Source organism: Streptomyces sp. KL109B (assembly GCF_030766935.1).
In the GTDB taxonomy this organism is placed as follows: domain Bacteria; phylum Actinomycetota; class Actinomycetes; order Streptomycetales; family Streptomycetaceae; genus Streptomyces.
Window position 1 is genome coordinate 711,546 of the sequence record NZ_JASERL010000003.1, and the last position, 16,926, is coordinate 728,471.

Sequence of the window (16,926 nt, forward strand, 5' to 3'; positions counted from 1 at the left end):
GAACCGCCGTTACGGCCTCGGGGCTCCGCCCCGGCCCCCGCTGCTCAATCGCCGCAGGGGCTTGATCTTGCCCACCCGTGGCTGATGCGCCCAATCGCCGCAGGAGCTTGACGGGCCCGATCGCTGCCCGTCCCGACCCATCTCCCACCCACCCGCCCCCTCCGGGGACGCCGACCCCACGGGCCACCACACCCGCCTTGGGCACCTGCCGCCTGCCACGGCTCCCCTCCCATTGCGGCGGGCCGCACCCGCCTTGGGCAGTCTGCCGCCACCCCTGCTCCCCTCCCGTTGCGGTCGGCGCCCGCGCCTTGGGCAATCTGCCGCCTTGGGCGGCAGGGTGGGCAAGGCGGCCCCCGGTGCCGCGCAACGGAATCGACGGGGCCCGGCCACGGTTGCTGCACGGTGCCGCGCAACGGAAACGACGGGGCCCGGCCACGGCTGCTGCACGGTGCCGCGCAACGGAATCGAGGGCCCCCGGCCACGGTTGCCGCACGGTGCCGCGCAACGGAATCGACGGCCCCGGCCACGGCCGGTGCGGCACAGCGGCAGCGCCAGGCCACGCCTACGCCGGCGCCATCAACAACGGCCGCGCCCGCTCCCGCAGCTCCACCACCCGCGGCTCGTCCCCGTACGGCTCAAGCCGGTGCAACAGGTCCTTCACGTACTCCGTCGTCCGCGCCGACGAAATCCGCCCCGCCACCTCAAGCGCCCGCGTCCCCTGCTCACACGCCGCGTCCAAGTTCCCGGACTCCAGCTCGGCGACGGCCGACACCACGAGACGTAAGCCGTGCGACCGCACGAACTCCTCCGTCGGCTTCGACAGCGCCTGCTCCGTGAACCGCCGCACCTGCCGCGGCGCCTTCAAGTCCCGGTAGCACTCCGCCGCGTCCGCCGCGAACCTGTCGTACGAGTAGAAGCCGAGCCACGACGGATCGGTGTCCCCGTCCCGCGCCCGCTCCAGCCACCCCTCGGCGGCCCGCAACGCACCCCCCGCCGCATGCCCGTCACCGGCGCGCGCGTGCGCGCGTGCCTCGATGAGCCGGAAGAAGCTCATGGTGCGGGCCGTGGCAAGACCCCGGTTGCGCTCGATCGCCGCCTGGGCGAGATCGACGCCCTCGTCCCCGAACCCCCGGTACGTCGCCTGCAACGACATGGAGGCGAGCACGTACCCGCCCAGCGGCACGTCCGCTGCCGCCCGCGCCAGCCGCAACGCCTGGATGTAGTACCGCTGCGCCGCCTCCTGCTGCCCGGTGTCGAACGCCATCCACCCGGCAAGACGCGTCAGTTCGGCCGCCGCGCCGAACAGCGAACGCCCCACCTCGTCCGAGTACGAGCCGAGCAGCAGCGGCGCCGCGTCCACCCGCAGACACTCCGGCACCATCGACGAACGCCAGTCCCCGCCGCCGTACTTGGAGTCCCAGCGCCGCGCGTCCTCGGCGGCCTCCCGCAGCTTCTGTACGTCGCTGTGGCCGACCTTCTGCGGCGAGCCCTCCTCCACGTGATGGGCCTCGCGCGCCACCGAGGAGTCGGCCGGGGTTATCAGCCACCGCGAAGCGGGCGTCGCGTACGCGCTCACGGCGAAGGAGCCCGCCAGGGACTGCCAGATTCCGCCGCTGCCCGCCCGCCGCCCGGCGAGGTCGAGCCGGTACAGCTCCGTCGCCGATTTCACCGCCGCCCGTACGTCGCGCGGGAACGCGAGACCCACTTCGGGCGCGGGATCCGCGTCCGCCAGGCCGATCTCGTGCAGCGGCACGGGCCGGCCGAGCTTCTGGCCGATCGCGGCGGCGATGAGGTGCGGCGCGGCGCCCTGCGGCACCATGCCCTTCGACACCCAGCGCGCCACCGAGGTCTTGTCGTAGCGAAGCGTCAAACCCCGTTGTGAACCAAGGTCGTTGACGCGCCGCGCGAGTCCCGCGTTGCTGATTCCCGCGAGGGCGAGAACGGCGCCGAGCTTTTCGTTCGGCCCGCGTTGCTCCCTGGACATGAGCCACCCCTCGACACAGACGGCTGCCGCGCCGGGCACCGCCGACCGTTTCGGTCTGGCATAACCGCGCGGCATTCGTACACCCAGCGTAGTTCGCCGCATCCCAAGCGTTAAGGGTCGGCATTCCGGATGGCGGGATTGTTGTCCGTACTGAAGTACGGCGCAGGCCACGCCGTGTGACCGTGTGCTCCGGGCGTGGCGCTGTGCGCCCGTGTGTGCGCTCTTACTTGGGCGGTCGGCCGGGAGTTGCATGGGACCTGCGTGGGTCGGCCCGCTGTACTGGATCCAGTGGGCTGGGGGACACCGCCGCCTACATCCCCGCGGGCGGCGGACCGGTCCGGGAGGCGATGCGCGCCTCCCGGACTGTGCGCCCACGCGCTGTGGCCGAAGTGGGATGTTCAGCTCCGGCCATCAACGGCCGATTTGGCCGAATCTCGCCCCTGTCATCCGCACTGGTCTGGGTAGTGCCACGGTTCAACCACGGCTCAAATGGGGCGCATTAGGGGGAGCGTACGCCATTTCCCGCTCCTCACTTGCACCCTCTTCGGCGCCACCTTCGTGGCAGCATGGGGACCCCTTGTGTTGTCCACAGGCTGTGGAGGCGGCGATGCGCTGGTTGGTGGGGTGGAGCAGTGCCGCCACCGGTCCCGTTGCCCTCGGCTCCGCGGGCGCCATGGGAACGGAAGGCGAAACGGTACACCCGGTGGGCTCCCAACTCCTGTGGGGCGACCCGGATCCGCTGTGGGCGGTCGGCGACTGGCGCGCCGACGAAGTACGCATCGTGAAGGCCGACGACCAGACCCGGATCGCGGTCCTCGGAGTGTGCGGAGCCACCGACGAGCAACTACGGGTGGGCCTGTTCGCCGCGCGCGGCGGCGCCCTGCGCCATCTCACGGCCTGGCCCGGCAGCTACACCGCCGTCGTCCAAGTCGGCCGCCGCCTCACGGTGGTGGGCGATCTCGCGGGCGCGCGCCCGGTGTTCCACACCCCGTGGGCGGGCGGCACCGCGTACGCGACGGCGGCGCTCCCGCTCGCCGACCTCATCGAAGCCAACCTGGACGTGGGGCACTTGGCCGCGCTGCTCGCCGCGCCCGACGTCCCGGAGGCGCTGCACGACTCGACGCCGTACCAGGGCGTGCACCGCATACCGCCGGGCCACGCGCTGATCCTGCGCGCCGGATCCCGCGAGATCGCCGGCTACGAGCCCGTGGCCTCGCTCGCGGTGGGCGCGGGCCCCGTCGACCCGGACCGCGCCGTGGACGACGTCAGGGACGCCCTCGTGGACGCCGTACGCACCCGCCTCGCCGCGCCCCGGCACGTGCCCGGCACCGACCTGGACCCGGGACCCGTGCCCGGCATGGGCCCCGCCGAGCGGCGGGCCGCGCGCGGCATGCCCGTGCCCGGCATCGGCGCCGACGTCTCAGGTGGCCCGGCCTCCGGCACCCTCGCGCTCCTCGCGGCGGGCCTTCCCGGCATGCCCGGCACCGTCCTCGGCCACGGCACGGGCGCGGGCGAACGGCTTCTGGCGGTCACCTTCAACGACCGCTCGTCCAGGGCCGATCAGCACGAGGCGGAGCTGGAGAGAGCCGGGGCGCTCGCCGCCAACCCACGCCTCCACCACGTAGTGGTGGCGGCGGGCGAAGAGGCCCTCCCGTACGCCGAGTTGGACGGCCCGCTCACCGACGAGCCGAGCCCGTCCCTCGTCACCGCCGCCCGGCACCGCGCCCGCCTCGCCTCCGGCAGCGCCGACCACTTCACCGGCTACGGCGCCCGCCAGGTCCTCGACGCCCATCCGGCGCGCCTTGCCGACCTGTTGATGGACCGGCGCCGCCGCCACATGGTGCGCCCCGTGGCGGCGCTCACGAAGGCGGACGGTTCGCTGACGGTGCCCGCGCGCGTCTACGGAGCGGCCAGAAAACTCGCTCGTACGCCCTACAAGGCGGGCCTCGAAGGGCTCTCCAGCCGACTCCTGCAACAGAACTTCGAGGAGCCGGGCGGCGCCGTCGGGGCCTCGCTCGCCGCCCTCGCGTGGGCGAGACCGGGGCCCGCCGCGCGCTGGCTGACCGGGGAGGCGCTCGCTGAAGTATCGGTTCGCCTCCACGACGGCTCGACCCGTCCGGGCCCCGGCCCCGGCCAGCGCCCCGGAGAGTTCCGGGCCCGCGCGGGCCTCGCCCGGCACGCCGCGGACCTGCGGATCCTCGAACAGGCCGCGGAGGTCCGCTTCCAGCGGCTGCACGCCCCCTTCCTCGACAACCAGGTCGTCCGCGCCTGCCGCGCCCTGCCCGAAGCGCTGCGCGTCCAGCCCGGGGCCCGCGCCGACATCCTGCGCCGGGTCCTCGAAGGCGCGGGCGTCAGCGAACTCCCGACCGGCTGGGGCGCGCCCTCCCACGCCTCGTCGGCGGCGGCGACCCGCGCCGGGCTCCGCCTCGCCGCCGACCACCTCATCGGCCTCTTCGACACGCCCCTGCTCGCGCAGACCGGCCTGATCGAGGCCCGCGTCGTACGCAAGGCACTGCGCGCCGCCGCCGACGGCGAACCGCTGCCGCTCGACGGCCTCGCCGACCTCGTCGCCCTCGAACTGTGGCTGCGCCGCCTCCTCTCCCGCCGCGGCACCTGCTGGACCGGCACCCCGGCACGCGCGCGTGCGGTGCCGACGGGGAGCGTCGTCCCGGAGCGGGCCCTGGGAGCGGGGCCGAGGTAAGCGGGGCCGAGGCGAGCTGGGCCCGAGGCGAGCTGGGCCCGAGGCGAGCTGGGCCCGAGGCAGCGGCCGCGCCCGCGCCGGGAAAAGACTGGGCCCTCGCGGCGCCGGGCGGCGACAATGCATCAGTGCGGTACAAGATCCTGGGAACCACCCAGGCATACGACGACGAGGGCGCCCTCACCACCGTGGGCGGCCCGCGCCTGCGCGCCCTGCTGACGTCGCTGGCCCTGCACACCCCGCACACCGCGCCCACGGACGCGCTCATCGACGACGTCTGGGCCGCCGACCCGCCCGCCGACGCCCCGGCCGCCCTGCAAGCGCTGGTCGGGCGGCTGCGCCGGGCGCTCGGCAAGGAGACGGTCACCTCCCAGGCAGGCGGCTACCGCCTCACCGCGAGCCGCGAGGACATCGACCTGTACGTCTTCGAGCGCCTGGCCCGCGAGGGCGTCGCGGCCCTCGCGGCGGACGACCCGGAGACCGCGGCCCGCACCCTGCGCGAAGCGCTCGCCCTGTGGCGCGGCCCCGCCCTCGCCGACCTCCCCGACCACCCGGCCGCCACGCGCTACGAGGCCCGCCGCCAGGACGCCACCCGTGCGCGCGTGGAGGCGGACCTGCGCCTTGGCCGCGCCCCCGACCTCGTACCGGAACTCCGCGAACTCACCGCAGCGCATCCGTACGACGAGCCGCTGCACGGTCTTTTGATCCGTGCGTTGCGGGATGTGGGTCGGGGTGCGGATGCCCTCGCGGCGTACGAGGTGGCGCGCCGCACGCTCGCGGAGGGCCTCGGCACGGACCCGGGACCGGAACTCGCCGCCCTGTACGTGGAGTTGCTGGCACCTGCTGGTTCTGCCGGTCACCCGGGGGTGACGTCTCGGGGCTCTGCCCCGGGCCCCGCTGGCTCTCGTCCGACGGCGGGGCTTGAATTGGCCGCACCGGACATGGGCCCAGCGGTTTCGCGGCCCCCGGCCAGGGCCGGAAATATCCGGCCGCGGCTGGATTCGTTCGTTGGGCGGGAACCTGAACTCGACGCCATCCGTTCCCACTTGCGAGGAGCGCGGCTGGTCACCCTCACGGGGCCCGGTGGCTCCGGCAAGACCCGCCTGGCGGAGGAGGCCGCGGCGCCTCTCTCTCCCGCATGGCTGGTCGAGCTGGCGCCGCTCGACGACCCGAGAGCCGTCCCGGGCGCGGTCGTCAGCGCACTGGACCTGCGCGAGACGGTCCTGATGACGAACGAGTTGTCGGGCCCCCAGACCGACCCGACCAGCCTCCTCGTAGAGCACTGCGCACACCGCAGCCTGCTCCTGGTCCTTGACAACTGCGAACACGTCATCGGCGCCGCCGCCCAGCTCGCCGAGACCCTCCTCACGCGCTGCCCCGGCCTCACGATCCTCGCCACCAGCCGCGAACCCCTCGGCGTACCGGGGGAGTCCGTGCGCCCCGTCGAGCCGCTGCTCCCGGACCCCGCCCACCGCCTGTTCACCGAACGGGCCGCCGCGGTCCGCCCCGGCTTCGACCCCAGCCAGGATCCGGAGGCCATCGCCGAGATCTGCCGCCGCCTCGACGGGCTGCCGCTCGCCATCGAACTGGCCGCGGCCCGCCTCCGCCTGCTCACGCCCCGCCAGATCGCGGACCGCCTAGACGACCGCTTCCGCCTGCTCACCGGCGGCAGCCGCACCGTCCTGCCCCGCCAGCAGACCCTCCGCGCGGTCGTCGACTGGTCCTGGGACCTGCTCGACAAGAAGGAGCGCGGCACCCTGTGCGAGCTCTCGGTCTTCGCCGGCGGCTGGGACCTGGAGGCCGCCGAGGCGGTGTGCTCCGCCGACGGGGTCGCCGATGTCATCGGCTCCCTCCTGGACAAGTCCCTCCTCGTCGCCGCCCCACAACAGGAGCAGCGCGGCACCGGAATGCGCTACCGGATGCTGGAGACCATCCACGAGTACGCCACGGAGCGCGCCGCCGAGTCCCCTGACCTCCTCGCGTCGGCCGAGCACCGGCACATCGCGTACGTACGCGCGCTGGTCGAGAAGGCCGATCCCAAGCTGCGCTCCGCCGAGCAACTCCCGTGGATCCAGCGCCTGGAGGCGGACCTCGACAACATCCGGGCGGCGATGACCCGCGCCACCTCCGCCCCGGACACGGCCGACGAGGAGACGGCGATCGCGCTGGCCCTGCACATGGGCTGGTTCTGGTGGCTGCGCAACTACCGCGCGGAGGGCACGGGTTGGGTCGAAGAGACCGTGAAGCTGCTGCCGGACCGCACGGTCCCCGACGACCCGGACGACCCGCTGTACTGGCCCCGGATGAACCTGCGGCTGCTCGCCCTGTTCCTGTGCTCGGAGATCTACCCGCACAACACGGTCGCGTCCGAGGACGACCGCGCGTACGCGCGGCGGGTGCGGGCCGCCTTCGCGCCGCCCAGCCCCCAGGGCGCCCGCTTTCCCGGCATCATCTGGCCCTTCATGCTGTTCCACCTGGGCGACCAGGACGGCAGGGAGGTACGAGCCGCCCTGGACGCGGCCGTCGTCAACTGCCGCCGCTACGGCGGTGATTGGGAGCTGGGCGTCACCCTCATGTTCCGCGCCCACATGGCGGTCGACATGCCGGGCAACATGAGCGGCGTCGACGACGACCTGGCGGAGCTGCGCGGCCTGAGCCGTCGGGTGGGCGACCGCTGGATGCGGGCCCAGGTGTGCAGTGCGGCGGGCGAGGCCGCCATGGGGCGCGGTCAATTCGAGGAGGCGAAGGCCGAGTACGAGGAGGCGCTGCTGCTCGCCTACGAAGTGGGGGCGTATGCCGAGTCGCCGTTCCTCATGGCGCGGCTCGCCGAGATCGCCTTCCGCGCGGGCGACCGCGACACCGCCCACAAGACGCTCGACATGGCGACCGAGGAGGCGGAGCGGTACGGCGTCGTGGACACGGCCGCCTTCGCCCGGCTGCTGTGGGCCTACCTCACGCTCTCGGACGGGGACGTGGCGGGCGCGCGCGAGCACTGCGACGCCGCACGCGCGGTCGCGGAGGGCGGCACCCCGCCCCCGCAGTTCACGGCGGCCCTCGGCAATGTCGAGGCGCGCATCACGGCGGCCGAGTCGGGCCCCGAGGCGGCCCTCGCCCACCTGGTCGAGGTGTTGCGCGACGACGTCCTGGGGCAGACCGCCGAGTCGGTGACCGCGGGCCTCGTCGACGTGGGAGCCGAACTGCACGCGCGCATGGGCGACATGGCGCGCGCGGTGCGCCTGCTCGCAGCCGCCGACGCGATGCGCTCCGGCATGCCCAGGGCGATGTCGGAGCGCGAGGAGTACGAGGCCACGGATGCCCGCGCGCGGGCCGAGCTCGGCGACGTACGGTACGAGGCCGCCCGCGCGGCGGGCGGCACGCTCACGTACGAGCAGCTCCTGGCCGAGCTGGCGGACGGCGTCGACCACGGCTGACCGGCTGACCCACTGACCGGCTGACCCGCTGACCGGCGGCCCGCGCCGCCCCGGGGTCACTCGCAGGTGAAGCGGGACTCCGCCCAGTCGGCGAGCGCCACGGAGTCGACCGGGCTGTCCGGTTCGGCCACGAGCCGGATCGTCTTCGCCCCGGCCAGGTTCACATGCACCGGCACCGCCGGGGCATCGCCCTTGACCACGGGAGAGCGCCAGGCCTGCGCCCCGTCTACGTAGACGGAGAACCGGACGGCGCCGAGGCCGAGCGTCATGTCGTCGACGCCCACGGAGGCGTCGTACGCCGTGCAGCTTCGGTTGAGGTCGATGGTGACGGAGGAGCGGGCGTGCACCGTGACGCCGTGCCCGTACTTCTTGTCGTCGATCGACAGGCCGTAGCGCTGCCACACCCAACTGCTCTCGCCGAGCCGCATCTCCGGCTCCGTGCCGTCCCCGAGGGCGCCGTACTTCAGCTGGCTCCACTGGTAGACGGCCGGGGCGGGCGGGGGAGGCGGCTTCGGGGTCGGCTTGGGCGGTGTGGGCTTGGGGGCCGGCGGCTTCGGCTTCGGAGGCGTCGGCTTGGGCGTCGGGGTCGGTGTGGGGGAGGGCTTCGGCTTCGGCGGGGCCGGCTCGGGCGCCGGGGGCTTCGGCTTGGGCTTCGGCGGCTTGGGCTCGGGCTTCGGCTTCTTCGGCTCGATCGGCTGCGAGGCGGGCGGCGGCGACGTCTTGTGCGCCTCCGGCTTCGGCTTCGGGTCTCCGGCCAGCGCGATCGCCACCGCGACTGCGGTACCGGCCGCCACCACACCAGCCGCGATCCCGGCCTTCGCGGGCGCCCCGAGCCCCTCGGAGGCCGCGCCACCGGCGGCGCCGCCGCTCGTGGAGCCGCCGCCCGACGCGGCGGCCGCACCGGCCCCGGCCGCGCCCGCGGCTCCGGCCGCGCCCCCGCCGATGAACGCGGCGGCCTTCGCGTACCCGGCGGCGCCGAACCAGCCGATGACCGCGATCGGTACGACACCGGGGATGCCGCTGGCGACTTCCTTGAGCTGACCGGCCGCGAGCCGGCACTTGGCGCACTCCTCCATGTGCTTGCGCAGGCCGCGCTCCGCCCGCGTACGCAGGCTGCCGCGCGCGTACGCGCCGAGCCGGTCCGCGTAACGGGCGCACTCCTCGGACTCGGTGAGCGTGGCCGAGACGTGCGCCTGGAGGTAGGCCTCCTTCAGGCCCTCGCGGGCGCGCTTGGCGAGCACGCGCGTGCCGTTGGCGTCGAGCCCGAAGAGCGTCGCGACCTCGCTGGGCGACTCCTCCTCGACCTCCGTGTGCCACAGCACGGCCTGCCAGCGCTCGGGCAGCGAGCGGAAGGCGCGCATGGCCATCGTCTGCTCGGCCTCGTGCATCGCGCGGACGTCGGCGCCCAGGTCGAGGGTGTCGTCGTCACTGGCCTCCCGCGAGCGGGCGTCCTGCGTGGCGAACACGGCGAAGTCCTCGACGAGGTGCTCGCGCTTCGCCGACTTCGTCCAGCCCGCGGCGACCCGGCGCACCGTGGTCAGCAGGTAGGCGCGTACCGCGTGGTCGGGCCCGCTGCCGCTGCGTACGGCCTGGAGGGTGCGGGCGAAGACCTCGGCCGTCAGGTCGTCGGCGGTGTGCCCGTCGCGGCAGCAGGTGCGCGCGTAGCGGCGCACGGCGCCTGAGTGGCGCCGGTACAGCTCCTCGTAGGCACTGTCGTCGCCCCCGCGCATCCGGCCGATCAGGTCGGCGTCGGAGGCGGGCGGCGCGTCGTCGGTGCCGGTGAGGGAGCCGCTCTCGCGCTGGGACGGCACGGATGTCTGGAGTTCTGCCTGCTCGGCGGGCGCCCGGCCCGGACCGCCCTGGCTCGGCACCTGCCGCGCGGGAGGGTTCCCGGCGCTCGTCCCGCCGCCCTCCGGCCGCTGCTCGTCCCGCCCGTCAACGCTCATTGCGGAATGCCCCCGACCGCCCACTCTGACCCGATCACCGGGAAAGAGTGCCACACGGGAAGGCCCCCGCAGCGGTTGCTGCACGGCAACCACTCATCCGTGGAGATTTCGCGTGCGCGAACCCTATGGATCACCCATTCGGGGAAGCCTCAAGGGCCCTTCCGTGCCCCCGAGTTGACCGCGAGTGACGAAGCTGTCGACTCGCGGTCAACTCCCTCGGTTCGATGAGCTCGCGACGGTCTCGGACCGGCCGCTCACGCGGGCCGCGACCGCAGCCCCTCCAACAGGATGTCGAGCAGCCGTGCCGACGCCGCCGCCTGCTGCGCGGCGTCCGGAAGCGACGGGGCCGCCGTCGCGATGACCAGCAGCACGTCCGACACCGTCACGTCGGGGCGCAGTTCACCGGCCTCCCTGGCCCGGTCCACGAGCCGGCCCACGACGTCGAGGAGCGTGGCGGCGCCCGCGTCGTCCACGGGCCCGCTCTCCTCGGCGACCGCCGGCCGCTGCTCCACGAGCCGCAACTCCGGCGTCGCGGCGCGCTGCTCCGGGACGCGCGCCGTGTCGTGCGCGCCCTCCTCGGAGTCCGCGACCCCGACCCGCAGCACCTGCGGGGGCAGCAGCCGGCCCGCGCCGGAGGCGACCGAGGTCCGCAGGAAGCGCGAGAGCGCCGACCACGGCTCGTCCTCCTGACCGAGCGCCGTGCGCGCCTGGTCGGTGAGGCGCGCGGTCTCCTCCTCGGCTATCCGCCGCACCAGTACGTCCTTGCTGGGAAAGCGCCGGTACACCGTCCCCACCCCGACGCGGGCGCGCCGCGCCACGTCCTCCATGGGTGCCCCGTACCCCAGCTCGCCGAAGACCTCCCTGGCCGCGCGCAGCACATGCTCGAGATTGCGCTGTGCGTCCACACGCAGCGGTGTGGAGCGCGAACTGTCGCCCGCTCCGCGCCCGTTCGCCCCCGCCCCGGCGCCCGAGGGCGCTACGGCTGAGGCTGAGGTCCAATGAGAGTCCTGAATGTGCATATGTGATCCCCCGGTAATGACGTCTCCCCCCGGAGACACTCCCCGCCATTGTCTGTCGGACCCAGAGGAACAGACAGCGTTTTCCAGGACCGCTTCCCGATCCCGTCCGCGTATCCCCCCAGACACTCCGACAGGAGACGAACATAGTTGAGCCGGGGGCAATTCAGAAGAGGCAGGTTCCACACCGGATGCTGACCTGCGCGCCTCCCATGCACACGGGTTGACTCCTGGACCGGCAAAGGCACTTCGGCTCGTCATACAAATGGCCGGGACTGTGGACAAACGCATGCGCCCGATGCGTCATGGGAGGGTGAGGGAACCTGCGCGCATTCTTGTAGTCGGCGGCGGTTACGTCGGGTTGTACACGGCTCTGCGGCTCCAGAAGAAGCTCAAACCGGAGCTCAAGAGCGGCGCCGTGGAGATCGTCGTGGTCACCCCCGACCCGTACATGACGTATCAGCCTTTTCTGCCGGAGGCCGCCGCCGGATCCATCTCGCCGCGCCATGTCGTCGTCTCGCTGCGCCGCGCGCTCGACCGGTGCCAGGTGATCGTCGGCGAGGTGCGGTCCATCGACCACGCCAAGCGCACCGCCACGTACACGACGCTGGCCAGCGACGAAGAGGGCACGGGCGCGGCCACCCTCACGTACGACGAACTGGTCCTGGCGCCGGGCTCGATCTCCCGTACGCTCCCGGTCCCCGGGCTCGCCGACTACGGCATCGGGTTCAAGACGGTCGAGGAGGCCATCGGCCTGCGCAACCACGTCATCGAGCAGCTCGACATCGCCTCCTCCACGCGCGACCCGGCGATCCGCGACGCGGCACTGACCTTCGTCTTCGTAGGAGGCGGGTACGCGGGGGTGGAGGCGCTCGGCGAGCTGGAGGACATGGCCCGGTACGCGGCGAAGTACTACCACAACGTCAAGCCCGAGGACCTGAAGTGGATCCTCGTGGAGGCGTCGAGCCGGATCCTGCCCGAAGTGGGCCCGGAGATGGGCCAGTACACGATCCGCGAACTGCGCGGCCGGAACATCGACGTACGCCTGGAGACCCGCCTCGAGTCCTGCGAGCACCGCGTAGCGGTGCTCAGCGACGGCTCCCGCTTTCCCACGCGTACGGTCGTGTGGACGGCCGGCGTCAAGCCGAGTCCGCTGCTCGCCGCCACGGACCTGCCGCTGAACGAACGCGGCCGCCTCAAGTGCGCCGCCACGCTCGCCGTCGACGGCGCCCCGCACGCGTGGGGAGCGGGCGACGCCGCGGCCGTCCCCGACGTCACGGCCGACGAGCCCGGCAAGGAGTGCGCGCCCAACGCCCAGCACGCGGTGCGCCAGGCCAGGACCCTCGGCGACAACATCGCGGCCTCCGTACGCGGCGAACCGCTCACCGACTACACGCACGCGTACGCGGGTTCGGTGGCGTCGCTCGGCCTCCACAAGGGTGTCGCGCACGTCTACGGGCGCAAGTTGAAGGGCTACCCTGCCTGGTTCATGCACCGCGTCTACCACCTCAGCAGGGTGCCCACCGTGAACCGAAAGGCCCGCGTCCTGACCGAGTGGACGCTCTCCGGACTGTTCAAACGGGAGATCGTCTCGCTGGGTTCGCTGGAACAGCCCCGTGCCGAGTTCGAACTCGCGGCCGGAGCGGTCCCTCCTACGGACCCTTCTGGCGGAGCCTCACGCGATACACCACCAGGGCCGCCGGAGCACCCGAAGGGGTCGCCCTGAGCGTCCCGTTGACGCCCCGAGGACACACTGCCGACCGGAGCGTGGAACTCCCGCGCGCGGACCGGCGTCTGACGTTTGTCAGTACGGTCGGCCAGACTGGTCCACGACCCTGGGCGGGCTCCTCGCCCGCCCTCGACCCCACGAGGCTTTTCCCCTGTGAACTTCACGCGCTGGAGCGCCCGGCTCCCCGGAACGCAGCGCCGCGCCGCGGCGCGGGCCGACCACGGCGGACCCCAGCGGGGCGACGGCGCGGTCCCCGCGGCCCGCGCCGAGCACCTGACCGAAGAGGAACGCGCCGATGACGGCCCCGTCGGCGTCGGAGGCGTCGGCGGCGTCGACGAGCTGCCCGTACGCGAGGTCCTCGACCGCATCCCCGCCCTCGTCGCGGTGGTGCACGGGCCCGAGCACCGCATCGCGTACGTCAACGACGCCTACGTGGCGGCCTTCGGCGAACGCTCCGCGGGCGAACCGGCCCGCGATGCCCTGCCCGAGCTCGACGAGCTCAGCCTGCGCCCCCTGCTCGACCAGGTGCTGCGCAGCTCCAAGCCGCGCACGGTCAAGTCCCGCAAGACGTCCGGCGGTCGCTCGTACACCGTCACCTGCACCCCACTGGAGACCGCCGAAGGACCCGGCGTACTGATCTTCGCGGCCGATGTCACGGACCACGCGGAGGCCGCCGAGCGCCTGCGCACGAGCGAGCGCGAACAGCGCGAAACGGCGGTCACTCTCCAACGCTCGCTGCTGCCCCAGGAGTTGGAGGAACCCGACGACCTGCGCATCGCCGCGACCTACCAGCCGGGCGGCACGGAGGCCGCGGTCGGCGGCGACTGGTACGACGTCATCACCCTCGGCGGCGGCCGTACGGCGTTGGTGATCGGCGACGTCATGGGCCGCGGCGTGCGAGCGGCCGCGGTCATGGGCCAACTCCGCACGGCGGTCCGCGCCTACGCCCGCCTCGACCTGCCCCCGCACGAGGTACTGCAACTCCTGGACGGCCTGGCTACGGAGATCGACCCACACCAGATCGCCACGTGCGTCTACGCCGTCCACGACCCGAACGAGGGCCGTCTCGTCTACGCGTCCGCGGGCCATCTGCCGATCCTCGTACGCGACGAGAACGGCACGATCCACCGCGCCGACGAGCCCACGGGCCCGCCGCTCGGCACCGGCGGCTGGCTGCACGCCTCGGGCGCGGTGCCGCTGGGGCCCGGCTCCACGGCGGTCATGTACACCGACGGCCTGGTGGAGCGGCGCGACGAGGACATCGACGAGGGGGTGGCCGCGCTCGAAAACGCCCTGGCGGGCGCCACCGGCACGCCTCAGGTGATCTGCGACCGCCTGATCCGCGCGGCCGGCGTCACGGCGGACCACGACGACGACGTGGCGGTCCTGGTCCTCCAGCACCCGGCCCGCAAGGGCACGGACGGCGAACGCTTCCGCAACGCGGCGCTCGAACTCCTCGGCGGCGTGGAGGCGGCGCCACGCGCGCGTGCCTTCGCGTCCGGCGTCCTCAGCAGCTGGCGCTTCGCCGACGAACTCCACGACCTGGGCGTCCTCGCGGCCAGCGAACTCGTCGCCAACTCCCTCCAGCACGGCACCCCGCCGATGCGCCTGCGCCTTCGCCGCACGGACCGCCGCCTGATCATCGAGGTGACCGACGGCGACGACCACCTGCCGCGCCGCCGCCGCGCGGAACCGGCGGACGAGACGGGCCGCGGCATCGCGATCGTCGCCACGATCGCCTCGAACTGGGGCTCACGCCGCACACCGGGCGGCGGCAAGGCCGTGTGGTGCGAGTTCGTCCTCCCGGAAGGCGTGGGCTGAGGGCCTACGCCTCCGCGGCGGCCGGCTCCGGCGCACTGCGCATGACCACGCGCGTACCGGCCAGCGACGGCTGATCCTGCACCGGAGTCAGCCGCTTCCCGAGCCGCAGCGCGAGCACGGTGATCCCCAGCGAGAACAGCACGAACGTCACGATGTACGGCCCGTGCAGCGCGGCCCCCATCGGCCCGCCCACGGCAGGCCCGACGGCCAGCGCGAGCTGCTTCACCAGCGCGAACGCCGAGTTGTACGAGCCGACCATGCCCGCCGGAGCGAGATCGGCGACGAGCGGCGCCACGGTCGGCGACAGCATCGACTCACCGAGCCCGAACAGCGCGTACGTGGAGATGAACGCGGCGGTCGCCATCGCCTGGCTCCCGTGCCCGAGCCCCGCGTACCCGGCGAACAGCCACGCGACGGTCCAGATGAGCCCGACCGCGGCGATCACCCGCGTCCGCTTCCGCCGCTCCACCAGCTTGAGCACGGCGAACTGGGCGATCACGATCATCGCCGTGTTGGCGGCGAGCGCGATCCCGAGCGTGGACGCCGATATCCCGGCCGCCTCCACGCCGTAGGCACTCAGCCCGGACTCGAACTGCCCGTAGCAGGCGAAGAACAGCACGAACCCGAGCACGCACAGCTGCACCATCGCCCGGTGCCCGAGCAGCGCCCGCATCCCCGTCCTGCCCTCGGCCTCGCCCTTGGGCACGGCCTCGTTGAGCGCGGGCGCCTGCGGCATCCGCACGGTCAGCACGATCCCGGCGAGCACCAGGAACATCACTGCCTCGATGGAGAACAGCAGCAGAAAGCTGTCCGGCCGGGTCTCGTCGACAATCTGGCCACCTATGAGGCCACCGATGCCGAGCCCCAGGTTCTGCAGAAAGAACTGCGTCGCGAACGACCGGGTCCGCGTCTCCGGCGCGGAGCACCACACGATCATCGTCGCGAGGGCGGGCTGCAGCACCGCGGTCCCGGCACCGAGCACGGCGGCGGCCACGATGGCGGCCGGCTCGTACGTCGCGAACCCCAGCCCGACGGCGCCCACAGACGCCACGACGGAGGCCGCGACGAGCACGGGCAGCGGACCGCGCCGGTCGATCGCGCGACCGGTGAAAGGCAGGACGACCAGGGCGGCCATGGCAAAGGCGGCAAGGACGATCCCCGCCGCACTGGCGCCAAGCCCCCGGACTTCCGCCACGTACACGTAGAGGAACGGAACCGTGAAGCCGATGCCGAACGCGCTCAGCGCGCTGCCCACCTGAATCCGGCGCATCGCGGCGCCCATCACCCTGGTCACTTTCACGTGCCCTTTCGCTGGTCGGGGCCTTAACCCTGAAGACTTCGAAGCTAAAGTTAGAAGGTAAAGAGTACACACCCAAGGACTTCAACGCCAACCGCCTCCGTGCCATACTGCGCGGCATGGCGGACACCCAAGGCGCGCCGGCGGCCGAGCCGACGATCGAAGAGCAGATCGCCGCGTACCAGCGCGAGTTCCAGGCCCTCGACCCCCAGGTCGAGCAGATCGTCTCGGCACTCGGCAGGCTCAACCGCCGTATGAACGTGGCGTACGGACGTCAGACCGCCGAGATAGGGATCAGCAACACCGACTGGGAGGTCCTCAAGGCCCTCGTGCTGTCCGGTGCCCCGTACCGCATGGGCCCCGGCGACCTCGCCAAGCGCCTCGGCCTGACCCCCGCCGCGATGACCCACCGCATCGACCGGATGGTCCAGGAAGGCCTGGTCACCCGCGACCGCGACGAGAACAACCGCGTCCGCGTCATCGTCGAGCTGACCGCGGAGGGCCGCGAGAAGTGGCTGGAGGCGATGCGCCTCGCCTCGGTCTTCGAGGAGGACCTCCTCCAGGACCTCACCCCGGTGGAGCGCGGCGTCCTCGGCGAGGTCCTCACCCGTCTCCTACGTCGCGTGGAAGACGCCCAGCCGGACGCCGGCGGCCGCCTCAACGACCTCGACTGAAGTCACCGAGGTGGAAGGTTGACACGGCCCCGGGTGATCCGTAAGGTTCTTCGGGTTGCCACGGGGCCGTAACGGTTCTGCGGCAGCGACTTTCGCCGCTTCAGCGGCACCCAACCTTCAGCACGACATCCCACCGGGATCGATTTCGGCATGCCCGAATTCAATTCCGAACCCCCGATTAGCTCGGGACCGGGAAATCCGCTAAAGTTTGGAACGTCGGAACGGCCCAACAGCCGCGAAGACAAACCCCTCTGACTGGGAATCAGGCCCGAAAGGATCTGATAGAGTCGGACTCGCCGGAAAGCCGAAAGGCCGGAAAGCGGAGCGGGA

General features: G+C 72.9%; 9 protein-coding genes. 5 read left to right on the forward strand and 4 right to left on the reverse strand.

The genetic code is table 11. The features are described 5' to 3' along the window. Positions 1-562 precede the first annotated feature (562 nt). Positions 563-1,984, reverse strand: a complete 1,422-nt coding sequence (locus RBJ65_RS14640) for an MFS transporter (protein ID WP_306323692.1) — start codon at positions 1,982-1,984, stop codon at positions 563-565. A gap of 607 nt (positions 1,985-2,591) precedes the next feature. Here RBJ65_RS14640 and RBJ65_RS14645 point away from each other — a divergent pair. Continuing rightward, a complete protein-coding gene (locus tag RBJ65_RS14645) occupies positions 2,592-4,685 on the forward strand; it encodes an asparagine synthase-related protein (protein WP_306323691.1) in 2,094 nt (697 codons plus the stop codon). A 125-nt stretch (positions 4,686-4,810) separates the two neighbouring features. Further along, positions 4,811-8,113, forward strand: coding sequence for a BTAD domain-containing putative transcriptional regulator (locus RBJ65_RS14650; protein WP_306323690.1), 3,303 nt, complete (start codon positions 4,811-4,813; stop codon positions 8,111-8,113). Positions 8,114-8,169: 56 nt separating this feature from the next. On the opposite strand, the gene RBJ65_RS14655 is transcribed toward RBJ65_RS14650, so the two are convergent. Together RBJ65_RS14655 and RBJ65_RS14660 are read right to left on the reverse strand one after the other, a co-directional pair. Next, complete coding sequence (locus RBJ65_RS14655; protein WP_306323689.1) at positions 8,170-10,059, reverse strand: sigma-70 family RNA polymerase sigma factor; 1,890 nt, start codon at positions 10,057-10,059, stop codon at positions 8,170-8,172. Between the two features lie 254 nt (positions 10,060-10,313). After that, the gene (locus RBJ65_RS14660; protein ID WP_306323688.1) at positions 10,314-11,078 is read right to left on the reverse strand and encodes a TetR/AcrR family transcriptional regulator; all 765 of its coding nucleotides are present in this window, start codon (positions 11,076-11,078) and stop codon (positions 10,314-10,316) included. Positions 11,079-11,373: 295 nt separating this feature from the next. On the opposite strand from RBJ65_RS14660, the gene RBJ65_RS14665 reads away from it, so the two are divergent. Then, positions 11,374-12,801 (forward strand): NAD(P)/FAD-dependent oxidoreductase, encoded by a 1,428-nt coding sequence (locus RBJ65_RS14665; RefSeq protein WP_306323735.1) that lies wholly within the window; start codon positions 11,374-11,376, stop codon positions 12,799-12,801. Between the two features lie 156 nt (positions 12,802-12,957). After that, a complete protein-coding gene (locus tag RBJ65_RS14670) occupies positions 12,958-14,625 on the forward strand; it encodes a SpoIIE family protein phosphatase (RefSeq protein WP_306323687.1) in 1,668 nt (555 codons plus the stop codon). A gap of 4 nt (positions 14,626-14,629) precedes the next feature. On the opposite strand, the gene RBJ65_RS14675 is transcribed toward RBJ65_RS14670, so the two are convergent. Continuing rightward, positions 14,630-15,907 carry an MFS transporter gene (locus tag RBJ65_RS14675; RefSeq protein WP_306323734.1) on the reverse strand — a complete coding sequence of 426 codons (1,278 nt, stop codon included), beginning with the start codon at positions 15,905-15,907 and terminating at the stop codon, positions 14,630-14,632. A 134-nt stretch (positions 15,908-16,041) separates the two neighbouring features. Between RBJ65_RS14675 and RBJ65_RS14680 the strand changes: the two genes are divergently transcribed. After that, positions 16,042-16,596 (forward strand): MarR family winged helix-turn-helix transcriptional regulator, encoded by a 555-nt coding sequence (locus RBJ65_RS14680; RefSeq protein ID WP_306323686.1) that lies wholly within the window; start codon positions 16,042-16,044, stop codon positions 16,594-16,596. Positions 16,597-16,926: the final 330 nt, after the last annotated feature.

Coding starts and splice junctions, on each gene's coding strand:
- RBJ65_RS14675 (WP_306323734.1), bottom strand. CDS start 15,907: ATGGGCGCCGCGATGCGCCGGATTCAGGTGGGCAGCGCGCTGAGCGCG.
- RBJ65_RS14660 (WP_306323688.1), bottom strand. CDS start 11,078: ATGCACATTCAGGACTCTCATTGGACCTCAGCCTCAGCCGTAGCGCCC.
- RBJ65_RS14645 (WP_306323691.1), top strand. CDS start 2,592: ATGCGCTGGTTGGTGGGGTGGAGCAGTGCCGCCACCGGTCCCGTTGCC.
- RBJ65_RS14655 (WP_306323689.1), bottom strand. CDS start 10,059: ATGAGCGTTGACGGGCGGGACGAGCAGCGGCCGGAGGGCGGCGGGACG.
- RBJ65_RS14680 (WP_306323686.1), top strand. CDS start 16,042: ATGGCGGACACCCAAGGCGCGCCGGCGGCCGAGCCGACGATCGAAGAG.
- RBJ65_RS14640 (WP_306323692.1), bottom strand. CDS start 1,984: ATGTCCAGGGAGCAACGCGGGCCGAACGAAAAGCTCGGCGCCGTTCTC.
- RBJ65_RS14665 (WP_306323735.1), top strand. CDS start 11,374: ATGCGTCATGGGAGGGTGAGGGAACCTGCGCGCATTCTTGTAGTCGGC.